This is a genomic window from Streptomyces sp. NPDC048639 (genome assembly GCF_043199075.1).
Taxonomy (GTDB): domain Bacteria; phylum Actinomycetota; class Actinomycetes; order Streptomycetales; family Streptomycetaceae; genus Streptomyces.
Genome location: NZ_JBICVP010000022.1, coordinates 1 through 14,115, shown reverse-complemented (window position 1 = coordinate 14,115; position 14,115 = coordinate 1). Strand labels below are relative to the sequence as shown.

Annotated in this window: 1 protein-coding gene; it reads right to left on the bottom strand. The window is 73.3% G+C overall.

All coding sequences use genetic code 11. The features are described 5' to 3' along the window. The coding region (locus ACGFNH_RS32610; RefSeq protein ID WP_393659995.1) for a type I polyketide synthase at positions 1-14,115 on the bottom strand (14,115 nt) is incomplete at both ends.

The window sequence follows — 14,115 nt, the reverse complement described above, 5'->3', positions numbered from 1 at the left end:
ACGATCGGCACCGACGCCGCCTCCGCGAACGACCAACCCGACGGAACCCGCACCACCGTCCGCACATCCGCCACCGCAACCGGACCGAAGGACCCGGGGAACATGCCCATCACCCGGTCCCCCACAGCCAGCCCGGTCACGCCCGGGCCGACCTCGGTCACCACTCCCGAACCTTCGCCGCCGAGCAGGCCCGCCTCGCCCGGGTACATCCCGAGGGCGTTGAGCACATCGCGGAAGTTGACACCCGCCGCCCGCACCGCAATACGGACCTGCCCCTCCCCCAACTCGGCCTCCGCCTCCGGGAAGGGGATCAGGGCCAGACCCTCCAGGGTGCCCTTATCCCGGCTGTCCAGGTGCCAGGCCGACTCGTCCGCCGGGAGCGGGAGTTGGCCGCCTGCCGGGACACGGCCGAGGCGCGGCGCATGGGGGACGCCGTCCCGGAGCGCGATCTCCGGCTCGCCGGATGCCAGGGCCTGGGCGATTGCGGCGCGCGACGCGTCCGAGCCGTCCGTGTCGACCAGCGCGAACCGGTCCGGGGCCTCGGCGCGCGCCCCCCGCACGAGTCCCCAGATCGCTGCCAGGGCGGGATCCGGAACCGTCTCGTCGAGCGTGACCGCCCCCTCCGTGACGAAGACCAGACGGGACTCCTCGAACCGCTCGTCGGCCAGCCAGGCTCGTACGGCCTCCAGCGCGCGACCGGTGGCGGCGCGAGCGGCCTCCGATGGATCGGCCCCACTACTCAGACCGGGGCCCGCGGCGAACAGGACACTCGCGGGGACCTCGGAGGGAAGCTCGGCCAGGGCCGGGTACGTCGGTACGCCGGGTATGAGATCCATCTCCCCGACGACCGCCAACGCGCCGTTCCCGGAGGCTTCCTGCTCCGGCGGTGACACCTTCGTCCAGTCCAGCTGGAAGAGGCCGTCCCGATGGCCGTCGGCTTCGGCGCCGGCGGCAAGATCGCCGGAGACCTGGCGCAGCAGCAGCGACTCGACGGACGCGACCGGGCCGCCCGTCGGGTCGGCGAGGTGCAGGGCGACCGCTTCCGGACCGGCCTGCACCATCCGTACGCGCAGCGCCCGCGCACCGGACGCGCGCAGCGACACTCCGCTCCAGGAGAACGGCAGCCGTCCCTGCCCGGCATCCGCCAGCGACACGAACATCATCGCGTGCAGCGCCGAGTCCAGCAGCGCCGGGTGGACGCCGAAGTCGCCGGCCAGCCGTTCGTGGTCGTCGGGGAGCCCGACCTCGGCGAACACCTCGTCGCCGCGCCGCCAGACGGCGCGCAGCCCCTGGAACACCGGCCCGTAGGCGAATCCGGCCTCGGCGAAGCGGTCGTAGAAGCCCTCCATGGGGACGGCCTCGGCGTTCGGCGGTGGCCATGCGGACAGGTCGGGGGCCGCGGTGCCGTCGGGCTGCGGGCCGGCGGCGAGCGAGCCGCTTGCGTTGAGCGTCCACGGATCGGTGTCGAGGGCGTCCTCGGCACGGGAGTACACCTCCACCGTCCGTGCGTCCGTCTCGTCGGGTGCACCGGCCCTGACCTGCACCAGGCGCCCGGCGCGCTCGGGCACGACCAGCGGGGCGGCGATGGTCAGTTCCTCGACCCGGTCGTAGCCGAGCTGTCCCGCGGCGCACAGGGCGAGTTCGAGGAATCCGGTGCCCGGGAAAAGGACCGTGCCGGTCACGGCGTGGTCGCGCAGCCAGGGGTGCGTCCTGAGCGAGAGGCGCCCGGTGAACAGCGCCTCGTCGCTGCCGGCCACCCGCACGGAGGCGCCCAGCAGCGGGTGCTCGGCCGAGCCGACCCCCGCCGAGCCGAGGTCTCCCAGGGTGACGCCGGTGAGGTTCGGCCAGTACCGGCGGCGCTGGAAGGCGTACGTCGGCAGGTTCACGGACGTGGCCGGGTCGCTGTCGTTGATCGTCCGCCGCCAGTCGGTGTCGGCACCGTGGACGAACAGGGCGGCGAGCGCAGCGAGGACGCTCGTCCCCTCGGGCCGGTCCTTGCGGAGCGCCGGTACGAGTACGGCTGCCCCGGAGTCGTCCATGGCTGTCTGTGCGAGGGCGGTGAGGGTTCCGTCGGGGCCGAGTTCGAGGCAGCGGCCCACGCCTTGATCGGCGAGGGTACCGATGGCGTCGGCGTAACGGACAGTGCGGCGGACGTGCTGCACCCAGTAGTCCGGCGACATCAACGCGTCCTCGGTTGCCGCCTCACCGGAGACCGTGGACACCAGAGGCAGCTTCGGCCGCGCGTAGGACAGGCTCTCCGCGACCTCCCGGAAGTCGGCGAGCATCGGCTCCATCAGCGGCGAGTGGAAGGCGTGGCTCACCCGCAGGGCCGTGGCCTTGCGGTCCTGGGCCCGGAAGTGTGCGGCAAGCTCCTCGACGGCATCGGCGGCACCGGCGATGACGACCGCTTGCGGACCGTTGACGGCGGCAAGACCGACCCGGTCGTTCACCAGGGGCAGCACCTCCTCCTCGGATGCCTGGAGCGCGACCATCGCGCCGCCGGATGGCAGCGCCTGCATCAACCGGCCGCGTGCGGCCACGAGTCGGCAGGCGTCCGCGAGCGACCACACACCGGCCACATGCGCGGCGGCGATCTCACCGATGGAGTGACCGGTGAGAACATCCGGCCGCACGCCCCACGACTCCAGCAGCCGGAACAGCGCCACCTCAAGCGCGAACAACGCAGGCTGCGCGAACTCCGTACGATTCAGCCGCTCCGCGTCGTCACCGAACACCACCTCGCGGAGGGACAGGGGAAGTTCGGTGTCGAGATGGGCGCAGGCCGCGTCGAAGGCGTCCGCGAAGGCGGGGTACGTCTCGTACAACTCCCGGCCCATGCCCAGCCGTTGCGCACCCTGCCCCGCGAACAGGAACGCCGTCCGCACATCGCGACGGGCCGTGCCGGTCGCCGCGTTCGCCGCCTCCTCACCGGAAGCGACGGCCTCCAGCCCCCGCAGCAACTCCCCACGGTCCGAACCCCACACCACCGCCCGATGCTCGAACAGCGACCGCGACCGCACCAAAGACCCGGCGACCTCCACAGCGCCGAGCGCCGCATCGCCTGTCACGTACTCCGACAACCGCCCCGCCTGCGCCCGCAACGCAGCAGCCGAACGCCCCGACACCACCCACGGCACCACAGCACCCTCGACCGACGCACCCGGAACCACCGACTCCTCCGGGACCACCGCCTCCCGACCCGGCGCCTCCTCCAGCACCACATGCGCGTTGGTGCCGCTGAGGCCGAACGACGACACACCGGCGCGGCGCGTCCGTCCCTCGGCCCGTGGCCAATCGGCGCTGTCCGTCAGCAGGTCGACCGCACCGGCCGACCAGTCCACGTGGGACGACGGCTCGTCCGCGTGCAGGGTTCGGGGCAGCATGCCCTGTTGCAGGGCCAGCACCATCTTGATCACGCCGGCGATACCGGCGGCGGCCTGGGTGTGACCGATGTTCGACTTCACCGAACCCAGCAGGAGCGGGCGTTCACGGTCCTGGCCGTAGGTCGCCAGGACCGCCTGGGCCTCGATCGGGTCTCCCAGCGAGGTGCCGGTGCCGTGCGCCTCGACCGCGTCCACATCCGCCGGCTTCAGACCGGCACCGGCCAGCGCCTGACGGATCACCCGCTGCTGCGAAGGACCGTTCGGCGCCGTCAGACCATTCGACGCACCGTCCTGGTTGACGGCGCTGCCGCGTACGACCGCCAGGACCGGACGTCCGGCAGCCTGCGCGTCGGAGAGCCGCTCGACCAGCACCAGACCCGCACCCTCGGAGAACCCGGCCCCGTCCGCCGCATCCGAGAACGCCTTGCACCGACCGTCCGACGCCAACCCCCGCTGACGGCTGAAGTCCAGGAACAACCCCGGCGTCGACATCACCGTCACACCACCGGCCAACGCCAGATCACACTCACCACTGCGCAACGCCTGCACCGCCAGGTGCAACGCCACCAGGGCGGCCGAGCAGGCCGTGTCCACGGTCATGGCGGGGCCCTCCAGGCCCAGCGTGTACGACACGCGGCCGGACACGATGCTCGCCGCGTTGCCGGTCCCGAGGTGGCCGCCGACGTCCTCGCCGGATGCGACGAGGAGCGGGGTGTAGTCGTTGCCGTTGGTGCCGGCGAAGACTCCGGTGCGGGAGCCGCGCAGCGACATCGGGTCGATCCCGGCCCGCTCGAACGCCTCCCACGCGAGCTCCAGCAGCAGCCGGTGCTGGGGGTCCATCGCGAGCGCCTCACGCGGGGAGACACCGAAGAAGGCGGGGTCGAACTCGGCCATGTTCCGCAGGAATCCGCCTTCGCGGGCGGTGCAGGTGCCGGGGTTGTCGGGGTCGGGGTGGTAGAGGTTGTCGACGTCCCAGCCGCGGTCGCCCGGGAACGGGGCGATGGCGTCGGCGCCGTCGGCGAGCAGCCGCCAGTAGGCCTCGGGGGTGTCCGCCCCGCCGGGGAAGCGGCAGCTCATCGCGGTGATGACGATCGGGTCGTCGGCCACGGCTGCGAACGCGGAAGTGGGCCCGGCCATGGCGGGCAGGCCGTCGCCGTCGTCGGACGCTTCGCCCAGTTCGCCGAGGAGCATTCGGGAAAGCTCGGCGCAGTTGGGGTAGTCGAAGACCAGGGTCGCCGGCAGCCGCAGCCCGGTGATCTTGTTCATGCCGTTGCGGAGTTCGACGGCACTCAGCGAGTCGAAGCCGAGGTCGCTGAAGGCACTGGTCGGCTCGACGGCCTGCGGTCCGGGGTAGCCGAGGACGGTGGCCACGTAGCCGCGTACGACGTCGAGCACGGCGTCGGCGCGTTCGGCGCCGGCCAGGCCGGCCAAGTGGCGGTGGAGCGCGGGCCGGTCGCCCTCCGCACCGTCGCCGCCGAAGACGTCGCCGGTGGTCCCTCCGGAGGCCGTGCCGTGGGCGGGGTCGAGGACGCGCCGGGCGTCGGGCAGATCGCGCAGCAGGGCGCTGGGGCGGGAGCCGGTGAAGGCGGGTGCGAAGCGATCCCAGCCGATGTCGGTCACGGCGAGGTAGGTCTCACCGTGGTCGAGTGCCTGCTGGAGGGCCTGGCAGGCCAGTTCGGGCGGCATGTCGTAGACGCCGTAGCGGCGCAGGCGTTCACCGACCGCGCCGTCGCCCATGCCGCCGTCGGCCCAGTGGCCCCAGGCGACGGCGGTGGCGGGCAGGCCGAGGGATCGGCGCTGCTGGGCGAGGGCGTCCAGGAAGGCGTTGCCGGGCGCGTAGTTGCCGAGGCCGGGGCCGCTGATGGTGCCGGAGGTCGAGGAGAAGAGCACGAACGCGGACAGGTCGAGTCCGGCCGTCAGTTCGTGGAGGTTCACGGCGGCGGTGGCCTTGGTGGCCAGCACCGGGTCCATGCGTCCGGGTTCGAGGCCGTCGATGACGCCGTCGTCGAGGGTTCCGGCGATGTGGAGCACGGCGTCGAGCGGCTGCTCCTCGGGGATGGAGCCGAGGAGTTCGCGCAGGGCGTCGCGGTCGGCGACATCGCACGCGGCGAGGGTGACGCGCCCGGCGCCCAGTTCGGTCAGCTCCGCCGTCAGTTCGGCCGCGCCGGGCGCGTCGGCTCCCCGGCGGCTGGTGAGCAGCAGGTGTTCGGCGCCGAGGGAGGCGAGCCAGCGGGATATGTGCCCGCCGACCGCGCCGGTTCCGCCGGTGATCAGGACGGTTCCGCGGGGGCGCCAGCTCTCGTCGGGCGGGGTGGCGCCGGCGAGCGGGGCGCGCTGCAGACGGCGACCGTAGGTACCGGAGGCGCGTACGGCGGTCTGGTCCTCTCCGTCGGGCCGGGCGAGCAGGGCGCACAGCCGGTCGCCCGCCCGGCGGTCGAGGACGGCGGGCAGATCGACCAGGCCGCCCCAGCGGTCGGAGTGCTCCAGGGCGGCAACCCGGCCCAGGCCCCAGACGAGCGCCTGCGGAGCGCTGAGGACGGTCTCCGAGCCGGTGACGGCGACGGCACCGCGGGTGGCGCACCACAGGGGTGCGGTGACGCCGAGGTCCCCGAGGGCCTGGAGGAGTGTGAGGGTGCCGGCGAGCCCGGCAGGGACCGACGGGTGTTCGGGGTGCGGGTCCTCGTCGAGGGCGAGGAACGACAGCACGCCACCGAGGTCGGCGGGTTCGAGGGCGGGACGTACGCCGGTGTCCGTACCGGTGCCGGTGTCCGTACCGGTGCGGGTGTCCGTACCGGTGCGGGTGTCCGTACCGGCGAGCGCGGCGGTCAGCAGCGCGGCCAGGCCCTCGCGGTCGACCTCGGGGCCGCCGCCGTCGACGGGTACGACCCGGACGGTGACGCCATGAGCACCGAGGGCCTGCCTGGTGGCGTCCGCCAGAGCGTGCCCTGCGGCGGGGACGACGAGGAGCCAGGTCCCGGCCGGGGGCGCGGCAGCGGTGTCCTGGGTGAGCGGGGTCCAGGCGACGGTGTACCGCCAACCGTCGACGGTGGACTGCTCCTTGCTGTTGCGCCGCCAGGCGGAGAGCGCGGGCAGCACGTCGCGCAGAGGGGTGTCACCACCGAGGTCGAGGGCGGCGGTGAGACTTTCGAGGTCTTCGTCCTCCACGGTCCGCCAGAAGCGGCCCTCCACCTCGTCGGTGACGGCTCCGCCGTCCTCGGGTCCGTCCTCCTGGCCCCGCAACTCCGGCCAGAAGAGCAGCCGTTGGAAGGCGTACGTGGGCAGGTCGACGCGCCGGGCGCCGGTGCCGGCGAAGACACTCCGCCAGTCGACGGCGACGCCCTGGGCATGGGCCTCGGCGAGGGAGGTCAGGAAACGGTCCAGGCCGCCCTGGTCGCGTCGGAGGGTGCCGAGCACGGCGGCGTCGACGGCGGCGTCCTCGATGGTCTCGCGGAGGCCGAACGCGACGACGGGGTGCGGTCCGACCTCGATGAAGGCGCGGTGGCCGGCGGCGAGCAGACCGCGGATCGCGTCCTCGAAGCGGACGGTCTCGCGCAGGTTGGTGTACCAGTAGGCGGCGTCGGGGACGGTGTCGTCGTCCAGCCAGTCGCCGGTCACCGAGGAACGGAAGGGTATCTCGGGGGGCAGGGGCCGGAGTTCGGAGAGAGCGTCGAGGACCTGATGCCGGATGGGTTCGACGTGGCCGGAGTGGCTGCCGTAGTCCACCGCGACCTTCCGGGCCTGGACGCCGTCGCCGGTCAATTCGGTGAACAGCCGGTCCAGGTCGTCGGCGGAGCCGGAGACGACGGACGAAGAGGGGCCGTTGACGGCGGCCACGGCGAGCCGGTCGCCGTACGGCTCCAGGCGGATACGCACCTCGTCGGCCGGGAGCGGGACCGACATCATGCCGCCGTCACCCGCGATGGCGGTGATGGCCTTGGAGCGCAGGGCGGCGACACGGGCGCCGTCCTCGATCGACAGGGCCCCGGCGACGACGGCCGCGGCGATCTCGCCCTGGCTGTGGCCGACAACGGCGGCGGGCTCGACGCCGTACGAACGCCACAGATGGGCGAGGGAGACCATCACGGCCCACAGGACGGGCTGTACGACGTCCACCCGCTCGAGGTCGGGGGCGTCCGGTCCGCCGCGCAGGGCGGAGGTCAGCGACCAGTCCACGTACGGGGCGAGGGCCTGCTCGCACTCGGCGATGCGACGGGCGAACTCCGGTGCGGTGTCGAGGAGTTCGCGACCCATGCCGACCCACTGGGCGCCCTGGCCGGGGAAGACCAGCACGGGCCCGGTGCCGCGCCGGTCGACGCCGCGGACGACGTCGCTGACCATGGTGTCCTCGGCCAGATCACGGAGCCCGCGCTCCAAACCGTCGCGGTCGGCGGCGAGCACGACCGCCCGCTGCTCGAACGCCGTACGGGTGGTGGCCAGGGACAACCCCAAGTCGGCGACTCCGGCTTCGGGATGGGCACGGAGGTGGGCGAGCAGCCGACCTGCCTGGGCGCGCAGCCCGTCGGAGGTGCGGGCGGACAGGGCGGCGGGCACCAGGGGCAGCGCGGGGCGGGCATCGGGCTGACTGTGCTGGTCCTGCTGGTCGCGCTCATCGTCCTGGGCGGAGTGGGTGTCCCGCGGGGTGTCGGCGGCATCGTGCGACGCGGCGTCGTCATGCGGTCCTGCGGCGGCGTGCGACGCGGCGTCAGCCGGGGCCTGCTCGATGATGACGTGCGCGTTGGTGCCGCTCATGCCGAACGAGGAGACGCCGGCGCGGCGCGGACGGCCGGACTCGGGCCATGCCACAGGCTCGTTGAGCAGCCGCACGGTGCCCGCGGACCAGTCGACCTCGTCGGTGGGGGTCTCGGCGTGGAGGGTGGCGGGGAGTTCGCCGTTGCGGAGGGCCATGACCATCTTGATGACACCGCCGACACCGGCTGCCGCCTGGGAATGGCCGATGTTGGACTTCAACGAGCCCAGCCACAGCGGCCGGTCCTCCGGACGGTCCTGGCCGTAGACGGCGATCAGGGCCTGCGCCTCGATGGGGTCGCCCAGCGTGGTGCCGGTGCCGTGCGCCTCGACGGCGTCGACGTCCGCGGGGGTCAGGCCGCCCCCGGCCAGCGCTGCGCGGATGACCCGCTGCTGCGAGGGGCCGTTGGGGGCGGTCAGTCCGTTGGAGGCACCGTCCTGGTTGAGGGCGCTGCCCTGAATGACCGCGAGGACGGGATGGCCGTTGTGCCGGGCGTCGGACAGCCGTTCCAGGACGACCATGCCGACGCCCTCGGCCCAGCTCGCTCCGTCGGCGTCCGCGGAGAACGGCTTGCAGCGCCCGTCCTCGGCGAGCGCCCGCTGCCGGCTGAACTCGATGAGGGAGCCCGGAGTCGACATGACGGTGACACCGCCCGCCAGCGCCAGGTCGCACTCGCCCTGCCGCAGCGCCTGCACTCCGAGGTGAAGCGCCACCAGCGAGGACGAGCAGGCGGTGTCGACGGACAGGGCCGGGCCCTCCAGCCCCAGGGCGTAGGCGATGCGACCGGACAGGACGCTGGGCGAGTTGCCGGTGCCGATGTAGCCCTCGAAGCTGTCCTTGGCGGCGCCGAGGATGCCGACGTAGTCCTGGTAGGTGACGCCGGCGAAGACACCGGTGAGGCTGCCGCGCTGGGACGCCGGGTCGATGCCTGCCCGCTCGAGCGCCTCCCACGAGGTCTCCAGCAGCAGCCGCTGCTGCGGGTCCATGGCGACGGCTTCGCGCGGGGAGATGCCGAAGAACCCGGGGTCGAAGTGGCCGGCGTTGTGCAGGAATCCGCCCTCGCGGGCGTAGCAGGTGCCCGGGTGGTCCGGGTCCGGGTCGTAGAGTCCCGCGAGGTCCCAGCCGCGGTCGGCGGGGAACGGGGAGATGCCGTCGCCCCGGTTCGCCACCAGGTCCCACAGCTCCTCGGGGCCGGTGATGCCGCCCGGGTAGCGGCAGGCCATGCCGACCACGACGATGGGATCGTCGTCGAGGCGGGCACGGGAGGCGGTCGGCACGGCGGAGTCGGGCCGGGTCCCGAACAGCTCCTCGTCGAGATGCGCGGCGAGCACGAGCGGCGTCGGGTGGTCGAAGACCAGGGTGGCCGGCAGCAGGACGCCGATGTCGGCGCTGAGCCGGTTGCGCAGCTCCACCGCGGTGATCGAGGCGAAGCCCAGATCCTTGAAGACGCGGGAGGGCTCCACCTCTTCGACGTCGACGTAGTCCAGGACGGCGGCCACCTTGCGGCGCACGAGGTCGAGCAGCACCCGCTGCCGTTCGGCCGGGGACCGGCCGGCGAGCCTGCCCAGCAGGCCCGCGCCCTCGGCCGCGTCGGCGGAATCGGCGGCGCGACGGCGCACCGGCCGCGGTGGGGCGGCGGGACGGGCGGCGTCCGTGGAGTCGTCGGCTGCGGGGGCGGTGCGGTCCCCTGTGGCGACGTCCGTACGGTCCGCGGCGGGCTCGGTGCCCGTACGGTCCGTCGCAGGTGCGTTGTCCGTACGGTCCTCGGCGGGCGCGGTGTCCGTACGGGCCTCAGCGCGTGCGGCGTCGGCCGCCGGTGCCTGTCCGCCGGAGGCGGGGCGCAGTCGCAGCGACTCGATGACGAGGACGGGTTGCCCTGAGGCGTCGGCTGCCAGGAGCGTCACCGCGTCCTCGGCGCACCGCGTCAGCCGGACGCGCAGCGTGCCGGCCCCGTCGGCGAGGAGCATGGCGCGCTGCCAGGCGAACAGCAGTTGGCCCTCGCCCAGCCCCTCCGGCAGGCCGAGTCCCAGCGGATGCAGCGCCGCGTCCAGCAGTGCCGGGTGGATCCCGAACCTCCGCGCCTGCTCGCGCGTCTCCTCACCGAGCGCGACCTCGGCGTAGACGTCGCCGCCGCGCCGCCAAACTCCGGTCAGCGCGCGGAACGCGGGGCCGTACTCCAGGCCGGCGTCGGCCGCCAGCCGTTCGTACAGGTCGCCGATCTCGACCGGTTCGGCGCCGGTCGGCGGCCAGACGGCGAAGTCGGCGTCCTGCCCCGCGTCGGCGCCCAGTTGCGCGTCCCTGGCGTCGCCGGGCACGAGCAGGCCGCCGGCGTGACGGGTCCACGGAGCATCGGCGGAGCGTACGTCGTGGGACCGGGCATCGTCGGATCGCGTGGCCTGGGAGCGAGCGTCGTGGGACCGGGCATCGTCGGGGCGGGAGTACACGGCCAGGGCGCGGGTGCCGCGCGCGTCCGGTTCCTCGATCCGAACCTGGAGCCGGACCGCGCCGTGTTCCGGCACCGTCAGCGGCGCCTCCAGGGTGAGTTCGAGCACCTCGGCACAACCCACCTGGTCGCCCGCGTGGACCGCGAGTTCCAGGAACGCGGTGCTGGGTACGACGGCGGCCCCCGACAGCCGGTGGTCCGCCAGCCATGGGTGCGAGCGCAGCGACAGCCGACCGGTCAGCACGACCGTGCCGCTGCCCGCGACCGGTACTGCGGCGGCGAGGAGCGGATGGTCGGTGGGGGCGAGGCCCAGCGCGGTGGCGTCGCCGGTCCCGGCAGGCACCTCGAGCCAGTAGCGCCTGCGCTGGAAGGCGTACGTGGGCAGGGCGATCCTCCGTGCGCCGAGCAGTGACGGCAGAGCCGCCGCCCAGTCCACGTCGACGCCCCGGGTGAAGAGAGCGGACACGGCCGACAGCACGGTCCGCGACTCGGGACGGTCGTCCCTCAGAACGGGCACCTGCAGCCCGTCCACCGTGGGCAGGCACGACTGGGCGAGGGCCGTCAGGGTGCCGTCGGGTCCCAGCTCCAGGAAGCGGGTGACGTGTCGGTCGGCCAGGGTGCGGACGCCCTCCGCGAAGCGGACCGCGCCCCGGACGTGCCGCACCCAGTACTCGGGCGAGGCCAACTCCTCGGCGGTGGCGGCAGCGCCGGTGGCGTCGGAGACGATGGGGATGCGCGGCTCCGCGTAGGCGATGCTCTCGGCGACGGCGCGGAAGTCGTCGAGCATCGGTTCCATCAGCGGGGAGTGGAACGCATGGCTGACCCGCAGCCTCCGGGTCCGCCTGCCCAGGGCCTCGGCGGCGGCGGCGATCTCGCTCACCGCTTCCTCGACGCCCGAAACGACCACGGACAGCGGTCCGTTGACGGCTGCGACGCCGGCCTCTGCCTCGCGTCCCTCCAGCAGCGGCAGTACGTCCTCCTCGGACGCCTGGAGCGAGACCATCGCCCCGCCCTCGGGCAGCGCCTGCATCAACCGGCCACGCGCCGCCACCAGACGGCAGGCGTCCTCCAGTGACCACACGCCCGCCACATGCGCCGCCGCCAACTCGCCGATGGAGTGCCCGATCAGCACATCCGGCCGCACACCCCACGACTCCAACAGCCGGAACAGGGCCACTTCGAGCGCGAACAGCGCAGGCTGCGCGAACTCCGTACGGTTCAGCAGCTCGGAATCCTCGCCGAAGACCACTTCGCGCAGCGGACGCGGAAGTTCGGCATCCACGTGAGCGCACACGGCGTCGAAGGCATCCGCGAAGGCCGGGTACTCCTCGTACAACTCCCGTCCCATGCCGAGTCGTTGGGATCCCTGGCCCGCGAACAGGAACGCCGTACGACCGTCCTCGAGCGCGGAGCCGATGACGGCCCCGTCGGCCTGCTCACCGGCCGCGACCGCACGGAGCGTACGCAGCGACTCCTCGCGATCGGCGCCCCACACCACAGCCCGGTGCTCGAACACCGAGCGGGAACGGATGAGGGACGCGGCGACCTCGGGCGCCGTTGCCTCGGGACGCCCCGAGACGAAGGCGGCCAGCCGCTCGGCCTGGGCACTCAGCGCGGCACGGCTGCGGCCCGAGACAACCCAGGGCAGCGGTGAGGGCTCGGGCACGGCGTCGTTCCCGGCACCGGACCGGGGCCCGGCCGGTGACGCGCTCGCCAACGGCTCCCCGGAGACAGACGCTTCCGCAATCCGCTGCCCCGGCGCGAACTCCTCCAGCGGGGACCCGGCCGGGAGCGCCTGCTCCAGGACGATGTGCGCGTTGGTGCCGGACACGCCGAACGCCGACACTCCGGCCCGGCGCGGACGCCCTTCGACCTGGGGCCACTCGGTGTTGTCCGTCAGCAGCCCGATGTCCCCGGCCGACCAGTCGACGTGGGACGACGGCCGCTCCACGTGCAGGGTGCGCGGCAGCAGGCCGTGGTTCATGGCCAGCACCATCTTGATGACACCCGCCACGCCGGCCGCGGCCTGGGTGTGACCGATGTTGGACTTCAACGAGCCGAGCAGCAGGGGCCGTTCGCGGTCCTGGCCGTAGGTGTCCAGAAGGGCCTGCGCCTCGATCGGGTCGCCCAGCGTCGTACCGGTGCCGTGTCCCTCCACGGCGTCCACGTCGGCCGGGGCAAGTCCCGCCCCGGCGAGGGCCTGCCGGATCACGCGCTGCTGCGAGGGCCCGTTGGGCGCGGTCAGCCCGTTGCTCGCACCGTCCTGATTGACCGCCGAACCCGCCACCACCGCCAGCACCGGATGCCCGTGACGACGCGCATCGGAAAGCCGCTCGACGACCAGCACCCCCACACCCTCCGCCCAGCCCGTCCCATCCGCATCGTCGGAGAACGCCTTGCACCGACCATCGGCCGCCAGACCGCCCTGTGAGCTGAACTCGACGAACGCGCCCGGATCGGCCAGCACGGTCACGCCGCCGACCAACGCCAGATCGCACTCGGCCGACCGCAGTGCCTGCCCCGCCAGGTGCAGGGCCACCAGGGAGGACGAACAGGCGGTGTCCACTGTCATCGCGGGTCCCTCGAAGCCGAAGGTGTACGCGACACGGCCGGAGACGACGCTGCCCGCGACACCCGTCAGCAGCTGCCCGCCGAGCCCCTCGGGCACCTCTCGCAGCCCGGCGCCGTATCCGGAGCTGCCGGCACCGACGAATACGCCCGTACGACTCCCCTGCAGCGTGTCCGGCCTGATCGCCGCGTGCTCCAGGGCCTCCCAGGAGGTCTCCAGCAGCAGCCGCTGCTGCGGGTCGACGGCGAGAGCCTCGCGGGGCGAGATGCCGAAGAACGCGGGGTCGAACTGTGCGGCGTCGTAGAGGAATCCCCCCGCGCGGGTGTGACTGCGACCGCCCCGGCCGTCACCGTCGGCGGAACCGTGGAGGGCGTCGAGGTCCCAGCCGCGGTCGGTGGGGAAGTCGGAGATCGCGTCGGTGCCTTCGGTGACCAGTCGCCACAGGTCGTCGGGACCTGTGACACGTCCGGGAAGACGGCAGGCCATGCCGACGATGACGATCGGGTCGTCCGTCGTGGACGCCGGGGACGGGACGGACAGCAGGGCGTCCGCCCCGCGGTCGATGTCCTCGGCGAACAACTTCCCGCGCAGCAGCTGCGCGAGGGCCGTGGGCGTCGGGTGGTCGAAGACCAGGGTGCTGGGCAGCTTGAGGCCGGTCTCGGCGGCGATCCGGTTGCGCAGTTCGACGGCCGTGAGGGAATCGAAGCCCAGATCGCGGAAGGACCGCGTGGCCTCAACCGACCCGCCGCCCGCATGGCCGAGCACCTGAGCGGCGCGGTCCAGAACCAGCTCCAGCAGGGCTCGTTGGCGCTCGGCGGCGGACAAGGGGCCGAGCCGGTCACGCAGTTCCGAACCGGCCGCATCGCCGGCGAAAGACTCCGTGGTGGTGGTGAGGGCGGTGCGTGCTTCGGGAAGATCGGACAGCAGCGCGCTGGGACGGACACTGGTGTACGCGGGAGTGAACCGGTCCCAC